14 protein-coding genes are annotated in these 18,311 nt (G+C 72.2%); 1 reads left to right on the top strand and 13 read right to left on the bottom strand.

Features of this window, described 5'->3' with window-relative positions; all coding sequences use genetic code 11:
• Nucleotides 1–38: 38 nt before the first annotated feature.
• From ACSMXR_RS11335 to ACSMXR_RS11320, 4 genes are all read right to left on the bottom strand, one after another.
• Complete coding sequence (locus tag ACSMXR_RS11335; RefSeq protein WP_473171772.1) at nucleotides 39–1,409, bottom strand: FHA domain-containing protein; 1,371 nt, start codon at nucleotides 1,407–1,409, stop codon at nucleotides 39–41.
• 96 nt (nucleotides 1,410–1,505) lie between these two features.
• Nucleotides 1,506–2,867 (bottom strand): vWA domain-containing protein, encoded by a 1,362-nt coding sequence (locus ACSMXR_RS11330; RefSeq protein ID WP_376187910.1) that lies wholly within the window; start codon nucleotides 2,865–2,867, stop codon nucleotides 1,506–1,508.
• Between the two features lie 19 nt (nucleotides 2,868–2,886).
• Nucleotides 2,887–4,350 carry a protein phosphatase 2C domain-containing protein gene (locus ACSMXR_RS11325; RefSeq protein WP_473171771.1) on the bottom strand — a complete coding sequence of 488 codons (1,464 nt, stop codon included), beginning with the start codon at nucleotides 4,348–4,350 and terminating at the stop codon, nucleotides 2,887–2,889.
• A 2-nt stretch (nucleotides 4,351–4,352) separates the two neighbouring features.
• Complete coding sequence (locus ACSMXR_RS11320; protein ID WP_473171770.1) at nucleotides 4,353–6,893, bottom strand: serine/threonine-protein kinase; 2,541 nt, start codon at nucleotides 6,891–6,893, stop codon at nucleotides 4,353–4,355.
• On the opposite strand from ACSMXR_RS11320, the gene ACSMXR_RS11315 reads away from it, so the two are divergent.
• Nucleotides 6,874–7,152 carry a hypothetical protein gene (locus ACSMXR_RS11315; protein ID WP_449657935.1) on the top strand — a complete coding sequence of 93 codons (279 nt, stop codon included), beginning with the start codon at nucleotides 6,874–6,876 and terminating at the stop codon, nucleotides 7,150–7,152. The genes ACSMXR_RS11320 and ACSMXR_RS11315 overlap by 20 nt on opposite strands.
• 34 nt (nucleotides 7,153–7,186) lie before the next feature.
• Here the strand turns inward: ACSMXR_RS11315 and ACSMXR_RS11310 are convergent, their stop codons facing one another.
• From ACSMXR_RS11310 to ACSMXR_RS11270, 9 genes are all read right to left on the bottom strand, one after another.
• Nucleotides 7,187–8,548 carry a hypothetical protein gene (locus tag ACSMXR_RS11310; RefSeq protein ID WP_103507254.1) on the bottom strand — a complete coding sequence of 454 codons (1,362 nt, stop codon included), beginning with the start codon at nucleotides 8,546–8,548 and terminating at the stop codon, nucleotides 7,187–7,189.
• A gap of 105 nt (nucleotides 8,549–8,653) precedes the next feature.
• Nucleotides 8,654–9,691: a glutamate ABC transporter substrate-binding protein gene (locus ACSMXR_RS11305; RefSeq protein WP_364883960.1), complete on the bottom strand. Its 1,038-nt coding sequence runs from the start codon at nucleotides 9,689–9,691 to the stop codon at nucleotides 8,654–8,656.
• A gap of 11 nt (nucleotides 9,692–9,702) precedes the next feature.
• Nucleotides 9,703–11,091, bottom strand: a complete 1,389-nt coding sequence (locus ACSMXR_RS11300) for a hypothetical protein (protein WP_381849747.1) — start codon at nucleotides 11,089–11,091, stop codon at nucleotides 9,703–9,705.
• Between the two features lie 303 nt (nucleotides 11,092–11,394).
• Nucleotides 11,395–12,369: an N-acetylglucosamine kinase gene (locus tag ACSMXR_RS11295; RefSeq protein ID WP_473171769.1), complete on the bottom strand. Its 975-nt coding sequence runs from the start codon at nucleotides 12,367–12,369 to the stop codon at nucleotides 11,395–11,397.
• Nucleotides 12,360–13,625 (bottom strand): 6-phospho-beta-glucosidase, encoded by a 1,266-nt coding sequence (locus tag ACSMXR_RS11290; protein WP_473171768.1) that lies wholly within the window; start codon nucleotides 13,623–13,625, stop codon nucleotides 12,360–12,362. The genes ACSMXR_RS11295 and ACSMXR_RS11290 overlap by 10 nt, the downstream gene beginning before the upstream one ends.
• Before the next feature lies 1 nt (nucleotide 13,626).
• Nucleotides 13,627–14,538, bottom strand: coding sequence for a carbohydrate ABC transporter permease (locus ACSMXR_RS11285; protein ID WP_381908378.1), 912 nt, complete (start codon nucleotides 14,536–14,538; stop codon nucleotides 13,627–13,629).
• A 3-nt stretch (nucleotides 14,539–14,541) separates the two neighbouring features.
• Nucleotides 14,542–15,483 (bottom strand): carbohydrate ABC transporter permease, encoded by a 942-nt coding sequence (locus ACSMXR_RS11280; protein WP_137233005.1) that lies wholly within the window; start codon nucleotides 15,481–15,483, stop codon nucleotides 14,542–14,544.
• Nucleotides 15,484–15,489: 6 nt separating this feature from the next.
• A complete protein-coding gene (locus ACSMXR_RS11275; RefSeq protein WP_137233006.1) occupies nucleotides 15,490–16,821 on the bottom strand; it encodes an ABC transporter substrate-binding protein in 1,332 nt (443 codons plus the stop codon).
• A 58-nt stretch (nucleotides 16,822–16,879) separates the two neighbouring features.
• Entirely contained in the window at nucleotides 16,880–18,103 is a 1,224-nt protein-coding gene (locus ACSMXR_RS11270; protein WP_218527500.1) for an ROK family transcriptional regulator, read from the bottom strand.
• Nucleotides 18,104–18,311 lie beyond the last annotated feature (208 nt).

Below are 18,311 nucleotides of genomic sequence, written 5' to 3'. Positions count from 1 at the left end.
GGCCAGGCGTACGGGACGGTGCCCGCGGCGGTGGGTGCTCAGTCCCGGCGGACCGTGATCGTCGTCCATGCCCCGACGTGCACCTGGTCGCCGTCCTGCAGCGGCACGGGGACGTAGGGCTGGATCGGGTCCTCGGCGCCGTTCAGAGTGGTGCCGTTGGTGGAGTTCTGGTCGACGACCGCCCAGCCGCCGTCGGGCTGCTGGACCAGCACCGCGTGCTGGTGCGAGACGCCCGGGTCCTCCGGGGGCACCGACAGATCGACGTCGGGGGACTCGCCGGTGCTGTGCCGGCGGCGCCCGATGGTGACCTGGCTCCCGGTGAGCGGAAGCCGCTGCTCCGGGGAGTACGCGGGCAGGTTCAGCCCGGTCGCCTCGGGGCCGCTGCGCTGCATCATCGCGAGGAAGTACGCGCGGTCCGGGGCGATCACGGCGGTCCAGGAGGCGGACTGCTGGGGCCGGCCCTGGCCGGGCACCCCACCGTGCTGCTGACCCTGGTCGTAGCCCTGGTCCTGCCCGTGCTGCTGCCGGCCCTGGTCGTAACCCTGCCCCGGGTCCTGGCCGTGGCCCTGCTGCCCCTGCTGGCCCTGGTGGGGGCTCGGGGACTGCTGGAACTGCTGGGGTGGCTGCGGCGGCTGGGCCTGCGAAGGCGGCGGCAGCATCCAGTCGTCCCCGCCGCCGGTGTGCCCCGACGGCTGCGGCGGCGCGGGCGGCGCCGACTGCTGCTGCGGAGGCGCGAAGGGCGAGGCCTGCTGCGGCTCGAACGGCGAGCGCGTCGAGGGCGCGGCCTGCTGCTGAGCGGGCGGCTGGTGGCCCTGCTGCTGGAACGAGGGCGGCGGCGGAGGGCCCTGCTGCTGGAACGACGGCGGAGGCCCGCCCTGACCGCCGTTGCCGCTCTGACCGCCCTGACCACCCGGGCCGCCGTTTCCGTGCGGACCGTTCTGCTCGGGAGCGAGCGGCTCGGCGGGGCGGTTCATCTGCGAGGGGCGCGAGCCCTGGTAGTCGAACGGGTCGCGCGGCTGCGGCGCACCGGGCGGACCGCCCTGGCCGCCGGGGCTCTGCGCCTGGAATCCGGGCGGCAGGTTGAGACCGGGCGGAGGGCCGCTGGGCGTGCCGTGCTGCGGGGCCAGCGGGGTGTACGAGGTCGCCGTGTTGGTGAGGAAGTTCCAGCGGCACTCCTCGCAGAACGGAGCCATCGCCTCACGCGGCGTACGGCACTGCGGGCAGAGCTCCGCCTGCATGGTGGGCCCGCCGCCCTCGGAACCCTGCTGCGGGTAGCCGTAACCGGGTGCGGGCGGCGGCGGAGGCGGGGGCACGGCGCCCGCGGGCGCACCGCCGGTGGCCATGCGGTGTCCGCAGACCTCGCACCAGTCCTCGGAACCCGACTGGTGTCCGTTCGGGCAGGTCGGCATGTCGGCGCTTCCCCCTCTCCTCTTCCGGCCGCGGAGGCCGCATGCTGTCGATCGCGGCGCATGTCCGCGAGGTGATCGAGTGGTGATCGTGTGCTGTTACTTCTTGACGCGAACGGTCTTGGTGGAGCGCGTTTCGAGGGTCATCTCGTCCGCTTCCGCGACCTTCGCCTTCAGTCGCACAGTACCTGTCGCGGCATCGACGACGTCGACCACCTTCGAAAGCAGCTTCGCGGTGTCCTGGTTCCCGGACGCCGACGCCAGCTGCACCGCACGGCCCAGCTTCGCCGTCGCGCCGTCGAAGTCGCCCGACTTGCGTGCGTCCAGCCCCTGCTGGATGACTTGTGCCAGTTCCGCCTGACCTGTGTAGTGCGCGACCTGCGGGTTGATCGAGGTCGAGGCCACCATGTCGTCCGTCCACACGGCCCGGACGAGCCCCTGCGACAAGGTCTGCGGGGCGCCCGCGCCCGAAGGGTCGGGCAGGATCAGCGAGACCCGGGCGGCCAGCATCTCCTGGCCGATCCCGGCCTCCGGCACCTGGACGCACACGTGGTAGTCGCGGGACTCGTCGCCCCAGGAACCGGTCGGATAGTCCCCGGCCCGGGGCCCCGCCTCGGTGCGCCGCCCGGTCAGGTCCGCGACGGTGGGCGCGACCTGCTTCACGAACCGGATCTCCACCCCCACCGGCGTCCAGAGCCGCAGCGCCACGTCCGCGATCTCCTTGCCCATGGCGTTCTCCATCATCCGCGTGAAGTCCGCGGCCAGGCCCGCCGGGTCGGCGACGATGTCGGCCGTGCCGAGGAGGGCGGCGGCGATGCCGGTGACCTCCTTCACCTCCCAGTCGGTGCCCACCCCGCGGGCGTCGCAGGTGAACCGGCCCGCGCAGGAGTCCAGGGCCGCGCGCAGATCCTCGGGCGACTCGTGCTCGTTGCGGCCGTCGGTCAGCAGGATGCCGTGCCGGATGGACACGTCCGCGGAGTTCAGCAGCCGGTCGGCCAGCCGCAGCCAGGTGCCGATCGCGGTGCCCCCGCCCGCGCTCAGCTTCCGCAGGGCGTCCTTGGCCTGGGCCTTCGTCTGCGCGTCGGCGACCGCCAGCCGCCCGTTGCCCGGATAGACGTCCTTGGCCACATGCGTCCCCGCGACCACCGCGAACCGGGTGCCCTCGCGCAGCGTGTCGATGGCCGCGGCCGTCGCGTCGCGGGCGTTGCGCATCTTCGTCGGCGGATAGTCCATCGAGCCGGAACAGTCGACCATCAGCACCACGGCCGCGTCGGGGGCCTGCCCCGGCCCGTACGCGGGCGAGGGCGCCGCACCCGCCAGCGGTATCCCGCCGGTGGTGCCGCCACCGGTCGAGGTGACGGTGACGATCGCGTTGACCTCACGGCCGCCCTCGGGCAGGAACTCGTTCTGGTACACCTCGACGGAGAACTGCGGCACGTTCGACTTGGAGAAGTTGGCCATCTGGTCGGCTCCTTGAGGGTTAAGCGGTTTCGCAGGCCGATCCTGCCCCTTGGGGCCGTACGGCGAACGGCAGAAGTGCCACTGTTACGTTGTCGTGGCCCCCGCCGTCGAGCGCGTGTCCGACGAGCACCTGGGCGGCGTGCAGCGGTCGTTCCCGGGCGTCGGCCGGCACGGCGGCGGCCATCTCCTCGGCGGATTCCGCGTAGTTCCACAGACCGTCCGTGCAGACGACCACCAGGCCGGGCCGGTCCGGCTTGAACGCGGCGGTGTGCGGCTCCAGTTCGTACGCGTCGGCGCCGAGCCAGCCGGTGATGGCGTGGGCGCGTTCGTCCGCGTACGCCTCCGCCTCGTTCATCAGGCCGGCCGCCACCATCTGCGCGGCCCAGGAGTCGTCCTCGGTGAGCCGGGCGGTCGGCCGGGTGCGGTCCTCCGGCACCCAGTAGACCCGGCTGTCGCCGACCCAGCCGACGATCAGCAGCTCGCCCGCCGCGATCGCGCCGACCAGGGTGCAGGCCGGGGCGTTCTGATGGCGGTGCGCGTCGTGCTCCATCGCCCCGGCGGGCTCCTGCGCCAGGGCGTTGACCGCCTCGGACGCGGCGACGATCGCCTCGTGCATCGCCTGCTGCGGATGCGTACCGCGCGGCAGGGACTCCAGCAGCGCCTCGTTGGCGGCGCTCGCGGCGGCAGCGGAGGCCTCGTCGGGCCGGCTCGCCGAGGAGACGCCGTCGCAGACGATCGCGACGACGGCGGGCGAACCGTCGGGCAGCGCGGTCGAGGACACCGCGAAGGAGTCCTCGTTGCGGTGGTGGCGCAGGCCCCGGTCGCTGACGGCGGCCACCGCGTCGAGCTCCTGCTCCATGTGGTCGCGCTCACGGGGCTGGGCGTGCCCGCAGTTCTCGCAGTAGCCGTCGGGGTCCACCCGGCCGGAGCGGCAGGCCACACAGACCTTCGCCCCGGGGGCCGGAGCGGCGGCGGCCGCGGTGGTGTGCTCCGCCGTACGGGGATCGGGCGCGGCCAGCGCGAAGTCACAGGAATCCGCCGCGTCGCCCGGAACCGCCCGGTCGTCGTGGCGCACCGGAACGGACCCGGCGGCCTGTTCACCCACCGGACCCTGCCCGTCCACCTGCCCGGGCTGGGCCGCCGCGCCCGGCTCGGAATCGACGCCCTGCTCCGCCACCGGCTGACCGTGCTCCGGCTCCGCCAGCGGCCTGCCGCCCGAGTCCGTCCCCGGCAGGTCCGCCGGATGGTGCACGGGCACGGGCACATCCGAACTGTCGGTCTCCGCGGCGGCGGGCCACTGCACCGCCCCGGCGGCCGGAGCGGCCGGAGGCACGGTGATCGCCATCGTGGGCCGGTCGTCGGGGCGCGCCGGAACGGCCGAGAGGTCGTAGCCGCACGCCCCGCAGAACAGGTCGCCCGCGGCCGGCGGCTCAGCGCAGCCCGGGCACTTCGACAGGGCGGGCTGCTGGTGGCTCTGAGACATCTTCACACCCACGTCCGGGGGCGGAAACGGTTGGCCCGCTCCACCAGTTCGATCCTCTCGTCGCCCCGCTGCGCGAGCCGGGCGAGCATCCGGTACGAGCGCTCCAGCCCGAACCGCAGTCCCCGCTCGTTCAGTTCGGCGCCGAGCAGCTTGCGCGCGTCCGGCGAACCGGCGGCCGGTCCGCCCAGCCCCGGGACACCGGGACTACCGGAGAGTACCCAGTCCAGTGCCTTGCCCAGTACCTCGGTCGACAACTGCTCGTGGCGCACCGGGTCCAGACCGAAGGCGGCCAGCGCCGCCACCTGGATCCCGGCGGCCGTCAGATCGACCAGCAGCGGCTCCCGGTGCGAACGCTCGCGCAGCCGTGCCCGGACGGCGGCGACCCTGGCCGCCGTGTAGTGGATCGAGGCCTCCGGCACCGACTCCAGGGTGCTCACCGCCGCGGCCCGCTCCCCGGCGGCGATCTGCACCCGGGCCAGGCCGAACGCGGCGCTGACGAAACCCGGATCGGTCGCCCACACCAGGCGGTAGTACTCGGCGGCGTTGTCCAGCTGACCCAGCACCTCCGCACAGATCCCGAGCGCCAGCTTGGGCGCCATCTCCCCGGGGAACGCGTCGTAGACCGCGTCGAAGGAGAGCGCGGCGGTCTCGTGGTCGCCGGTCACCAGCGAGGTGACGCCCCGATACCAGACGACCCGCCAGTCATCCGCGTGTTCACCCTCCAGGGTGGTCAGCGCACGCGCGGCCGAATCCAGCTCCCGCATCTCCAGCCGGGCCCGCAGCTCCCGCAGCCGGGTCTCCAGCGAGGGGGCCGGCACCGAGTGCAGCGCGGTGATCAGCTCGGCCGGGGCGGAGGCCATCAGCCCGGCGAGGAAACCGGCGTTCGGGTCCAGCGCGTCGACCCGGGGGACCGGCAGCGCCAGCGAGGTCGCCCGGGTGTCGAACAGGGCGAGCCGGACACCCCCGGCGGTCGCCCCGAAGGGGCCGTACGGGGCGGTCGCGACATACAGGCCGTCCTGCGCCTGCTCCGCCGCCCGGGGCGCCGGAACCGGAACCTGCGCCGGGGGAGCGTACGCGAGCGGCGCGCCGCCCTGCGCGGAGCCCCGGACATGGGTCGGCGGCGCCGCCAGCGGAGCGGCCCCCGCCGGACCGGGCGGCTGACCGCCTGCCGGACCGGGCGGCTGAGCGCCCACCGGAAGCGCCCCGGCCACCGCGGACGCCACGGCCCCCGGCGCGGCCGGTGCCGTACCGCCGTGGGGCTGCCAGGTGCCGCCCTGGCCCGGAACACCGGACGACGGGCGGCCGCGGCCCTTGCGGCGGCCGAACAGCCCGCCCCGCCCGGAGCCGGTGTCCCGGCCGCCGAGCCGCGAGACGTCGTCCGTCTGCCGGGCGAACAACTCCGTGTCGATCACGCGCAGTTCCGCGCCGAACAGCGTCGACAGGGCCGGGCGCGGCCGGCCCGTCTGGAGCGCCACGACCTCCCGCAGCACCCCCGTCAGCTGCTCGGCCATCTCCGCGGCGGAGGCGAACCGCCGGGCCGGGTCCGGGTCGGTGGCCCGCACCAGCAGCCGGTAGAACGACTCGTAGGTGCGGAACACCTCGATGTTGTCCGGGTCCGGCAGCGAGTCCACGAAGACGTTCGTGTACCCCTGGAAGTCGAAGGTGAGGACCGCCAGCGTCCGGGCCACCGTGTACAGATCGGAGGCGACCGACGGACCGACCTCCGCGACCTCGGGGGCCTGGTAGCCCACCGTGCCGTAGATCGCCGACTCGTCGTCGTCCATCCGGCGCACCGCGCCCATGTCGATCAGCTTGAGCTGGTCCTCGGTCTGGATCGCGTTGTCGACCTTGAAGTCGCAGTAGAGGAGGTTGCGGCTGTGCAGATGACCGAGCGCCTCCAGCGCCTCGATCCCGTACGCGCAGGCCTGCTCGACCGGCAGCGGGTCGCGCTTCCCGGCCGGGGTGCGGCGCTCGTTGGCGATCTCCTTGAGCGCCTTGCCGCCGACGTACTCCATCACGATGTAGCCGTCGAGCGATCCGGTCCGCTGGTCCAGGTGCTCGACGAAGTTGTAGATCCGCACGATGTTGGAGTGCTCGATCTCGGCGAGGAAGCGGCGCTCGGAGATCGCGGCGGCCATCGCGTCCTGGTCGCCGGTGTCCAGCAGGCCCTTGAGGACCACCCAGCGGTCGGAGACCGCCCGGTCCACCGCGAGATACACCCAGCCGAGCCCGCCGTGCGCCAGACAGCCCACGACCTCGTACTGGCCGTGCACGATGTCGCCGCCGGTCAGCTTCGGCACGAAGGAGTACGGGTGACCGCACTTGGTGCAGAACCCCTCGGTGCGGCCCTCCCGCTCACCGCGCGAACGGCCCACCGGCGCCCCGCAGTCCGAACGCGAGCAGAACCGCTTGCGCTCCGGCACCTCCGGGTTCTCCATCACCGCCGTGCGCGGGTCGGGCCGCGGCACGTCCGGGACCTCCACCAGGCCGACGCCGAGCCGGCCCCGGGCCGAGGTCGCCGAGGTGGAGCCCGAGGAACGCACCGACACCGAACGGGAGCCGGACGCCCCGGACAGCGAGCGCGACAGCCGGCCCGAGACCGAACGGCGCGAGGTCGACGAACGGGACGAGGACCGGGCGGAGGCGCGGGAGCCCGAGCGCTGGGACGAGCTGTCCCGGCTGCTCGCCCGGCCGCCCCCGGCGATCCCGGTGGGCGGTGAGGAGACCATGCCCGTCGGCGAGACGACCGGCGCCAGACCGCAGGTGTCGCAGTACAGCTCACCGCCGCCCATGTCCTCGTAGTTCCCCTCGCACGCGGGGCGCTGGCACTGCGTACTCATCGTGTCTCCCCCTGCTGTTCGCCCGTGCCCGCGCCCGGCCGGTCCTGCGGTCCGTCGGGCCGGCGCGGCGTCAGCATGTCAGCGACCGCGTGCTGGTAGCGCAGCACGGCCTGCTCGGCGACGCGCAGATCGCACGGCGCGCTCCACAGCATCCGGCGCGCCGCGTCGTACCGCTCGATCAGCACCGGATCCTCCGCCAGGCCGTGCCGGGCCACCTTCGCCTTGTACGCGTCGAGCCGGCCGCGCAGCTCCGCGCGGACCGCCAGCGGGGCCGTCACCGAGGTCAGCGACTCACGGGCACGCAGCAGTTCGTCCTCGGCCTCCTGCTCCAGCGCCTCCAGCAGCGGCGAGAGCCGGTGCCACTGGGCGTGCCTGCGGTGGTCGGACGCGGCCGCCAGCCGCTCCTGGAGGGCGGTCGGCGGACCGCTGACCGCGGGCACCTCGGAGGCGGCGATCTTCGCCAGCACCTCGCCACGCGCCGCCCGGGCCTCCGTCAGGGTGCGGTCGGCCCGCGAGAGCACGTCCCGCAGCCGCACCAGCCGCGCCTCCGCGTCCTGCCGGACCGCGAGCACCGCCTCGATCTCCCGCCGTACGTCCTCCAGGGCGCGGGCGGCCCGGTCGTAGCGCGAGGTGTCCGGGCGGCCGCCGCCGGGCGCGGCACTGCCCGGACCCGGCAGCCAGAACGCCAGCGGGTCGGAGATCACCTGCACCCGCAGCGTGGTCAGCTCCTCGGTGATCTCCGCCAGATCGTCCCCGGCCGGATGCTCACCGGGCCGTACCCCCACGGAGTGCGCCAGCGAACGCGTCCGGTGCAGCTCGGCCGCGAGCAGATCGATCCGGGCGGGCAGCGCCGACCAGACGGAGTCGGAGGCGACGACCATGTCCAGGGACCGGGCGTACAGCTCGTTCATCCGGGCCACCAGCTCCTGGAGCGAGAACCGCTCGGAGAGCCTGGCCGGGCCCGCGACCGAAGGCGGCGGCACGGCACTCGGGTTGGCGACGGTGACCGCCTCGCCGCGCAGCAGATCGGTCAGGGCCACGAGGTCCTCGCGGTTCGGATGGCGGCGCCGCGCCCGGATCTCCCGGGCCTCGGACAGCGCCCCCGCGTACGCGTCGAAATACCCCCACAGCAGGGTGATCGACTGCTCGGTCGTGGCCCAGCGCTCCCGGGTGAGGCCGGTCAGCTCGGCGCCCTCCAGGAGCCGGCGGCCGGCATGGTCCTGGAGCGCGAGGAGCGAGGTCTCGATGGCCTCGTGCTCCGCACCGAGCCGGGCCAGCGCACGGTCCGCCTCCTCCCGGTCCATGACCGGGCCGGGCGGCCTCCCCGCGAAGCTGGGGAAGGATCCCGCGACGCCCATCGATCACCTCTCCGCTCTCCCCGCCGGGCCGGTGGGCCCGGCGGGATCGGTTGCTTCGGTCTGCTCCGGCCCACCGCGACCGGTGCGTACTGCCGTGCGCCGGGGTCAGTCGGTGCGGTACTTGGGCGCGGGCGGCCCCTTGATGCCGGGCAGCCCGGCCGCCAGCCACTCCTGGTAGGACGTCATCCAGGGGCTGTTCGCGCCGCCGGCGCGATAGTCCACGAGGACCTTGTTCACCCGGGCCACCAGGTCGTTCGCGCCCTTCTTCGTCGCGACGCCGTAGTACTCCGTGGTGAACGGGGCCTTCCCCTTGAGCTCCACCGCCGGGTCCTGCGCCGCCTGACCGGCCGCCAGGGCGTTGTCCGTGACGACCGCGTCGACCTCGCCGAGCTGGAGCCGCACCAGGCAGTCCAGCTGGTTGGGCACGGTCAGCAGGTCCGGGTCGCGCTCGGTGCCGTCGTAGTCGTCCTTGTAGAGCGCCCCGAAGGACTTCTTCTCCAGCGCCTCGTACGCCGTGGAGCCCTCGGCCGAGCAGACCCGCTTGCCCTTCAGCGAGGAGTCGTAGCCGGTGATCGCCGAATCCTTCGGGGCGAGCACCTGCTGCCCGGCCTGGAAGTAGGCGGTGGAGAAGGAGACCTGCTCCAGCCGCTTGCAGTTGATCGTCATCGTCCGCACGACGACGTCGACCCGGTCGTTCTCCAGCGCGGCGATGCGCTGGTTGGTGGGGATCGCACGGAAGATCACCGCGTTCGGGTCGCCCAGGATGTCCTTGGCGATGGCCCGCACCAGGTCGATGTCGAACCCTTCGAGCTCACGGCTCTCCGGATTGCGGTAGCCCCAGCGGAAGCTGTTCTGGTCGACGCCCGCGATCAGCTTGCCGCGCTGCTTGATCGTGTCGATGTTCGGCCCGTCGTCGCCCGAAGCGGGCAGGCTCGCCTCCGGCTCGGTGCACTCCTCGGCCCGCGTCTGGACGGCCGTCACCGCCCCGCCGCCCGAGGCGCCGCCCCCGGCCGCCCCGTCGCCGTGGTGGGCCAGCGGCAGCAGGGTGAGCGCCGCGGTGACCGCGCAGGCCGCCGCCATTCCCGTCACACCGCCCCAGCCGCGCAGGCCGCCGCGCCCGGGCCGGTCCTTCGACCTGCTCATCGCTGCCCCTCTCACCGGTACTCCGAGAGCCTGCGGTTGACCCCGACGATCACGGCGGCCGCCCCCAGGACCGCCAGCGCCGCGGCCCCGGTCGGCAGACCGCGCAGGGCCCCGCGCCCGTCCTTCGCCGCCGAGGTGAACTCGCTCTGCTCATGGGCGAGCGCCTTCTCCAGCGCGGCGTCCACCTGCTGGAAGGACTGCCCGGTGGACTTGTCGGTCCCGATGATCTGCTCCAGGGCGCCGTCGTAGTCGCCGTGGTCGTCCGTGGCCCGGGCCTCGCGGTGGCGGACCTGCCACTCGGCCACGCCCTCGGCCGCGTCGGCCACCGGTGCGCTCCCGCGCTCGTCGTCCGCCAGCTCCCCGGCCTTCTCCAACTGGCCCTTCAACGCCTTCATCCCCGTGGTGTAGTCCGCCTCGTACTGGTCGGCGGAGCCGTCGGGGGTCAGCACCGCGCCGCGCGCCACCAGGGTGAGGTTTTCGTTGGCGCGCGCCTTCAGGGAGCTGATCCGGGCGTCGTTGAGCACATCCAGGGACGCTTGACCGTGCACCATCGCCGACCGCAGCTCCGCACGGGCCACCGCATGCCCCACCGCCAGCCAGAGCACCACCACCGAGGCGGCGGCCGTCGCCGCCAACAGCCCGTGGTTCAGCACCCGGTTCGTCCGGCGGTAGGTGCGCCGCTGCATCCACGCCAGGGCGCCGAGGACCACGATCCCCGCGCCGAGCGAGAGGAGCGGCCACTGCCGGGCGTCGGCCGAGTCCGTCTCCAGCCGGCCCGACTCCGCCGCGTACAGCCGCTCGGCGGCCGGCAGCATCTCACCGGTCATCTTCTGGTTCGCGTACCGGAGGTAGGCGCCGCCCAGCGGCAGCCCCTGCCGGTTGTTGGCGCGGGCGCGCTCGATCAGGCCCGTGTAGACCGGGAGCAGCTTGTTGAGGGTGGCTATCTCACGGCTGGAGGTGCTGTCGGAGTCGGTGCTGCCCGACGCCTTCACCAGCAGCCGGGCCGCCTCCTCGATGTCCTTGCGATACTGCTCGTGCACGGCCTCGGGCTCCTGCGCGCCCGCGAGGAACCCACTGGCCGCCGTCGTGTCCGCGTCCGCCAGGAAGCGGTAGATGTCCGCCGCGTCGGCGCTCAGCGGCTGGCTCCGGCTGACCACGTCGTCGGCCGAGGAGGCGCGCGAGGAGATCTCCAGCGTCGTCACCGCGCCGAACGCCACGACCAGCAGGGCCAGGAAGGCACCGATGATCTGGAGCCGGCCGGGCTCGGTCGTCGCCACGGCGCGCAGCCGCCCGGTCTGCGCGGCCCAGGTGGTGCGGCGCTGTGCGGGCACGCCGACGGGCGCGGACACCGGGTCCGGCGTACGCGACGTCTGCGTGCCGCCGCTCGGCGGGTGTGTCACTCGACCTCCCCCTCGGTCACTGACGGCGGTTCCCCTCACCGGTCACCGCATTCGATCAGGACGGACGCGGCCGATCAAGGCAAGCGGTGCAACGTGCCCGTATACATCCCCATAAGCGAACGGACTTGAGCGAACGGCTTGAGTGAACGGACTTCCCATCAGGTACACGTTCCAGAAGCCCGATCGGTTCCCTCGCGCACCTCGTGCGCCAGGCGTTCACCCGTACGAGGAACGAACGAGAAGCGTCCCCCACGCGTATCGCGCGGGGGACGCTCCCTGCCTCACGGCGAACCGCGAAGGTCCTCAGGCGTACTGCGCGCGCAGCCTCCGACGGGCCTTCGGCCCCGCGCCCGTACGGTCCAGGCCCAGCAGCGCCGCGCCCAGCACCGGCGGCTCGGACACGACGCGCACCTCGGCCTTCGGGGCGCGGGCGGCGAGGAGTCCGGCGATCCGGTCGTTCAGCTGCGGATGGCGCGCGGCCAGCACACTGCCGCCCAGCAGCACCGGAACCTCCTCCTCCAGCAGACCGAGCCGGTTCAGCGCGACCGAGGCCATCGCCACCACCTCCTCGGCCAGCCGCTCCACCAGCGCGCCGGCCACCGGGTCGCCGCCCGCCGCCGTGGCGAACAGCACCGGCGTCAGCTCGTGCCGCCGCTCCAGCGGGATCCCGCCCCGGTGCAGCGCCTCGATCAGCCCGTACATCGAGTCGAGCCCGAAGTGGGCCGGCAGCGTACGGGCCAGCTCGGACGGCTCACCGCGCCCGTCCTCGGCGCGCGCGGCGAACCACAGCGCCTCCTCCGCGAGCCCCGAACCGCCGCCCCAGTCACCGGATATCCTCCCGATCGCGGGGAAGCGGGCGGTCCGCCCGTCCGGGGTCATGCCCACGCAGTTGATCCCGGCCCCGCACACCACCGCGACGCCCCGGGGCTCGTCCACCCCGGCGCGCAGTATCGCGAAGGTGTCATTGCGCACCTCCACCGAGGAGCCCCATCCCCGGACCTCCAGCGCGGCGGCCAACTCGGCCTCCTCGACCGGCAGATCGGCGTTGGCCAGACACGCGGAGACATGACCGGAGAGGACGGGCGGAGCCGGCAGCTCCGCGACCGCCCGCTCCAGGACGCCGGCCAGCACGTCGATCGCGGCCTCCACCCCGACCACGGGCGGCTGGAAGCCGCCGCCGCGCGCCGTGGCCAGCACCGTGCCGTCCTCGCCGATCAGCGCCACGTCGGTCTTGCTGTTGCCCGCGTCGATGGCGACGACCGACACGTTCACGCCCACGCCAGGTGCTCCCGGTTGTGCGCGATCAGCCGGTCGGTGAGGCCCTCGGCGTACTCGAACTGGCCGATCAGCGGGTGGGCCAGCAGCGCCTTGAAGACCCGGTCCCGGCCACCGCGCAGCGCGGCCTCCAGGGCGAGGTCCTCGTACGCCGTCACGTTGGCGATCAGACCGGCGTACAGCGGGTCCAGCGCCGGGACGGCCAGCGGCGTCGCACCGTCGTGCCCGACCCGGGCCTGGACCTCGATCACCGCGTCGTCGGGGAGGAACGGCAGCGTCCCGTTGTTGTACGTGTTGACCACCTGGACCGGGGAACCGCCGTTGCCCAGCAGCGATGCCGCCAGGTCCACGGCCGCCTCGGAGTAGAACGCGCCGCCGCGCTTGGCGAGCAGTTCCGGCTTCTCGTCCAGCGCCGGGTCGCCGTACATCGCGAGGAGTTCCTTCTCCATCGCCGCGACCTCGGCGGCCCGGGACGGCTTGGTGCCGAGCTCCCTGACCACCTCGTCGTGGGCGTAGAAGTAGCGCAGGTAGTAGGAGGGCACGACGCCGAGCCGGTCCACGATCCGCCGGTCCATGCGGAGGTCGTCGGCGATGGTGTCGCCGTGCTCGGCGAGCAGCTTGGGCAGGACGTTCTCGCCGTCCGGGCCGCCGAAGCGCACCCCCAGCTCCCAGCTCAGATGGTTGAGCCCGACGTGGTCGAGGTGCACCTGGCCCGGCTCCACCTCCAGCAGCCGGGCGAACTTCCGCTGGAAGCCGATCGCCACGTTGCACAGGCCGACGGCCTTGTGCCCGGCCTGGAGGAGGGCGCGGGTGACGATGCCGACCGGGTTGGTGAAGTCGATGATCCAGGCGTCCGGGTTGGTGCGGCGGACCCGCTCGGCGATGTCCAGGACGACCGGCACGGTGCGCAGCGCCTTGGCCAGGCCGCCGGCGCCGGTGGTCTCCTGGCCGACGCAGCCGCACTCCAGCGGCCAGGTCTCGTCCTGGTCGCGCGCGGCCTGTCCGCCGACCCGCAGCTGGAGCAGGACCGCGTCGGCGTCGGCGACGCCCGCGTCGAGGTCGCTGGTGGTCGTGATCCTCCCGGCGTGGTCCTGCTTGGCGAAGATCCGCCGGGCGAGACCTCCGACCAGCTCCAGGCGGTCGGCCGCCGGATCGACGAGCACCAGCTCCTCGATCGGCAGCGTGTCCCGCAGCCGGGCGAATCCGTCGATCAGTTCAGGGGTGTAGGTGGACCCGCCACCCACTACTGCGAGCTTCATGTCAGCCCTTTACTCCGGTCAGTGTGACGCCCTCGACGAATGCCTTCTGGGCAAAGAAGAAGACGGCTATCACGGGGGCCATGACCAGAACGGTCGCGGCCATGGTCAGGTTCCAGTCGGTGTGGTGTGCGCCCTTGAAGGATTCGAGGCCGTAACTGAGCGTCCAGGCGGCCGGGTTCTCGGAGGCGTAGATCTGCGGTCCGAAGTAGTCGTTCCAGGCGGCGAAGAACTGGAAGAGGGCGATGGCCGCGATGCCCGGCCTGGCCATCGGCAGGACGACCTTCATCAGCGTGCGGAACTCACCGCAGCCGTCGACCTTGGCGGCGTCCAGGTACTCGTTCGGAATGGTCAGCAGGAACTGCCGCAGCAGGAAGATCGAGAACGCGTCGCCGAAGGCCATCGGGATGATCAGCGGCCACAGGGTGCCGGACAGGTCCATCTGCTTGGCCCAGAACAGGTACATCGGGATGATGACGACCTGCGGCGGCAGCATCATCATCGAGATGACGAGCATCAGCGACAGTTTGCGGCCCCGGAAGCGGAACTTCGCCAGCGCGTACGCCACCGGGACCGACGACACCACGGTGAGGACGGTGCCGACGCCCGCGTACAGCAGGGTGTTGCGCCACCAGGTCAGAAAGCCCGGGGTGTTGAAGACCCGCTCGTAGTTGCCCCACTCCCAGGTGTTCGGGGTGAGGTCGCGGGTCAGCGCCTGCTGGTCGCTCATCAGCGAGGTCAGCACCACGAAGACGAACGGCAGCACGAAGAAGAGCGCGGCGGCGATCCCGAGCGAGTGCACGGCGATCCAGTGCAGCAGCGCCTTGCGGCGGGCGGTGCGGGCCGCGGGCGTCCGCGAGGGGCGCTCGGGGGAGGCGGCAGCGGCTTTGCGGACAGGGTCGAGAAGATGGGTCATGGCTCAGTCACCGGCCGAGATCAGGTTGTTGCGGCCCCGCATCAGCAGCGCCGTGAAGGCCATGGCCAGGGCGAACAGGACGAGGGCGACGACACAGGCGGCGCCGTAGTCGAAGCGCTGGAAGCCCAGGTTGTAGACGAGCTGCGGAAGGGTCAGTGTCGACTTGTCGGGATAGCCGGGTTCGAAGGACTGGCCGGAGCCGCCGATGATCCCGGAGGCGACCTTTCCGGCGACGAGCGGCTGGGTGTAGTACTGCATCGCCTGGATGACGCCCGTCACCACGGCGAACAGCACGATCGGCGAGATGTTCGGCAGGGTCACGAAGCGGAACTTCTGCCAGGCGGACGCGCCGTCCAGCTCGGCCGCCTCGTACTGCTCGGCCGGCACGTCCAGCAGCGAGGCCATGAAGATGACCATCAGGTCCCCGATGCCCCACACCGCGAGCATGGTGAGCGCCGGCTTGGACCAGGTGGCGTCGTTGAACCAGCCCGGCGTCGGCAGCCCGAACTCCCCGAGAATCGCGTTGACCGGCCCGGTACCGGGGTTGAGCAGAAAGACGAAGGCGAGCGTCGCGGCGACCGGCGGGGCCAGATAGGGCAGATAGAACAGGGTCCGGAAGAGTCCGGTACCCGTCTTGATCTTCGTGATCAGCATGCCGATGCCGAGGCCGAAGACGACCCGGCAGGTGACCATCACGAGCACCAGCCACAGCGTGTTCCGCAGCGACGGCCAGAACATCGGGTAGTCGCTGAAGACATACGTCCAGTTGGTCAGCCCGTTGAAGACCGGCGCCCCGAAACCGTCGTACTGCGTGAAGGAGAAGTAGACGGTCGAGACCATCGGGTAGGCGAAGAAGACCGAGAACCCGATCAGCCACGGCGACATGAAGGCCGCCGTGCGCAGCGCCGACCTGCGGCGCTTCGAGCGGAGCGTGTGCGTCGTCATCGGGGGCTACTTGGCCTTGGCGATGTCGGTGTCGATCTGCCGCGCGGTCTTCTCCAGACCGGCCTGGAGGTCCTTCACCGCGCCCTTCTCGTACTGGTAGCCGAAGTCCTGGATCGTCTGCTGGTACGTCGATCCGTTGACGGCCCCGTCGGGGGTGTTGGACTTCGGGTGCTGGGCGATGTCCAGGAAGGTCTTGAACCGCGGGTCGAACTTCAGGTCGGGCGACTTCAGCGCCTCGAAGGTGGAGGGCACATTGCGGATGCCGTTGGCGAAGTCGACGACCGCCTTCGTGTCGCTGGTCATGAACTTGACCAGCTCCCAGGCGGCGTTCTGCTTCTTGCTGGCCGGGGCGATGCCCACGATGGTGCCGGAGAGGAAGCCCTTGCCGTAGCTGTCGGCCTCGTCGTCGGCGACGGGCATCGGCGCGACACCGATCTCGAAGCCGGCGCCCGCGTCCTCGGCCATGCCGAGCCGCCACTCGCCGTCCAGCTGCATGGCGACCTGACCGGTGTGGAAGGGGTGCTTGGCGCCCCACTCGTCACCGAAGGTGCCGCGGTACTTCTCCAGCTTGGCGTAGCCGCCGAGCTGCTCGACGAGCTTCTTCTGGTACGTGAACATCTCCGCGAACGCCGGGTCCTTGGCGATGTTGGACTTGCCGTTCTCGTCGAAGTACGTGTGGTCCCAGGAGGACAGGTAGTGGTCGGCGACGGTCTCGTAGCCGTGGAAGGTCGGCATGAAGCCGAGCTGCTCGTAGCTGTCGCCCTTCTCCACCGTCAGCTTCTTGGCCACACTCGCCAGTTCCGACATCGTCTTGGGCGGCGCGGTGATCCCGGCCTTCTTGAAGGCGTCCTTGTTGTAGTAGAGGCCGTAGGCGTCGGTGAGCAGCGGCAGGGCGCAGCGCTTGCCCTCGAACTGGGTGTAGTCCAGGAGGACCTTCGGGAAGGTCTTCTCCAGGTCCAGCTTCGACTTCTCGATGAACGGCTTCAGGTCGGCGAAGGCGCCGGACGAACAGAACTTGCCGACATTGGCGGTGGTGAAGGAGGAGACCACGTCGGGCCCGTTCGAACCGCCCGCGCGCAGCGACTGGTTGAGCTTGTCGTCGTTGATGTTGCCGGAGACCTTCACCGTGATGTTCGGGTGGGCCTTCTCGAACCGGTCGATGTTGTCCTGGACCGCCTTCACCTCGGCGGGCGAGCTCCAGCCGTGCCAGAAGTTGATCGTGGTCTTCGCGTTCGGGTCGTCGGAGGCGCCGGCCTCGGACTGGCCGGTACACGCGGTGGCGAGCACCGATATCGCGGCGACGGCGACAGCGGTGGTGGTGAGACGGCTTGTGCGCATGACAAAACTCCCAGGGGCGGGGAAGAGGCAGACGGCGGGGAATGCGGGAAGGGGCGGTTCAGCGCGAGGTGTCGAACACTTCGTCGCGGGTATCGGCGAGCGCCCTCTCCAGGGCGCCGCGCAGAACGGGTTCACGGTCGATCTCGCCGACCACCAGCCGGGGCCGGGAGGCGGCGAGCTCGGCCAGCTCGGACTGGATCAGGGAGCGCAGGATCTCGCCGCCCGCCGCGACCGCTTCGCCGGAGAGCACGATCAGCCCGGGGTCCAGGACGGCGGTGACGGAGGCGAGCCCGGTGGCGAGCCGCTGGGCGTACTGGCGCAGCAGCTCGGTGAGCGCCTCGTCCTGCTCGTACGCGTCGGCCGCCCGGGTCAGCAGTTCGGCGGCGACCTTCGCGTACGGCTGCTGCGGGGTGTCGATGCCCAGCGCCTTCGCGAGCCGGGGCACCGCCTGGGCGCCCGCCAGCTCCTGGAAGCCGCCGCTGTTGGCCCTGACGACCTGGCGGACGAGGGGGGTGCCCGGCACCGGCAGGAAGCCGACCTCGCCCGCGCCGCCGGTGAAGCCGCGGTGCAGCCGGCCGTTGATGACGAGGGCGGCGCCGAGGCCCTCCTCGTTCCACAGCAGCACGAAGTCCTCGTGGCCGCGGGCCGCGCCGAGGCGCTGCTCGGCCACGGCGACGAGGTTGACGTCGTTCTCGTACTCCACCGGCATCGGCAGGAACGCGGCCAGCTCGTCCAGCAGGGTGGGGGAGTGCCAGCCGGGCAGATGCGAGGCGTACCGCAGCCGCCCGGTCCCCGGGTCGAAGGCGCCCGGGGTGCCGATGACGATCCGGTGGACGTCGGCGCGGGTCAGCCCGGCGTCCTTCACCGCTCCGTCCAGCGCGTCGGCGACCTGCCGCACCACACTGTCGGCGCGCCGGCCCGGGGTCGCCAGTTCGAACCGCCCGACGGTCCGCCCGGTCACGTCCGCGACGGCGGCGACGATGCGCTGCGCGTTCACATCGAGCCCGGCGACATGGGCGGCCCGCGCGTTCACGGTGTAGAGCTGCGCGTTGGGCCCGGGCCGCCCCTCACTGGTCCCGGTGGCGACGACGAGCCCGGCCGCCTCCAGCCGGGCCAGCAGCTGGGACGCGGTGGGCTTGGAGAGCCCGGTCAGCTTCCCGATCCGGGTCCGGGAGAGTGGCCCGTGCTCCAGCAGCAGATCGAGGGCGGCCCGGTCGTTCATGGCCCGCAGCACCCGCGGGGTGCCCGGTGTGCCGGGTGGGCCGGGAGTGGTTCCCGCCATCGTGGATGCACCGCCCTCTGTCAGGAACTCACGTCCGTGACTCTGTTAGGAAAGTTTCCTATTCGGTTGAGAGGACGGTAGGGCGCAGGTCACCGGGGCGTCAATGGGTGCCCCCTGTCCGGCAATCAAAGCGTTACCTGACACGACACCCGACACGACGACGCCCCCGGCCGCCGTCCTGGGATCCAGGGGGCGGCCGGGGGCGTCG

It is taken from the genome of Streptomyces sp. DSM 106670 (assembly GCF_055792845.1).
This window is presented reverse-complemented; position numbering and strand designations above follow the sequence as displayed.

Coding starts and splice junctions, on each gene's coding strand:
- ACSMXR_RS11335 (WP_473171772.1), bottom strand. CDS start 1,409: ATGCCGACCTGCCCGAACGGACACCAGTCGGGTTCCGAGGACTGGTGC.
- ACSMXR_RS11330 (WP_376187910.1), bottom strand. CDS start 2,867: ATGGCCAACTTCTCCAAGTCGAACGTGCCGCAGTTCTCCGTCGAGGTG.
- ACSMXR_RS11325 (WP_473171771.1), bottom strand. CDS start 4,350: ATGTCTCAGAGCCACCAGCAGCCCGCCCTGTCGAAGTGCCCGGGCTGC.
- ACSMXR_RS11310 (WP_103507254.1), bottom strand. CDS start 8,548: ATGGGCGTCGCGGGATCCTTCCCCAGCTTCGCGGGGAGGCCGCCCGGC.
- ACSMXR_RS11305 (WP_364883960.1), bottom strand. CDS start 9,691: ATGAGCAGGTCGAAGGACCGGCCCGGGCGCGGCGGCCTGCGCGGCTGG.
- ACSMXR_RS11290 (WP_473171768.1), bottom strand. CDS start 13,625: ATGAAGCTCGCAGTAGTGGGTGGCGGGTCCACCTACACCCCTGAACTG.
- ACSMXR_RS11285 (WP_381908378.1), bottom strand. CDS start 14,538: ATGACCCATCTTCTCGACCCTGTCCGCAAAGCCGCTGCCGCCTCCCCC.
- ACSMXR_RS11280 (WP_137233005.1), bottom strand. CDS start 15,483: ATGACGACGCACACGCTCCGCTCGAAGCGCCGCAGGTCGGCGCTGCGC.
- ACSMXR_RS11275 (WP_137233006.1), bottom strand. CDS start 16,821: ATGCGCACAAGCCGTCTCACCACCACCGCTGTCGCCGTCGCCGCGATA.
- ACSMXR_RS11270 (WP_218527500.1), bottom strand. CDS start 18,103: ATGGCGGGAACCACTCCCGGCCCACCCGGCACACCGGGCACCCCGCGG.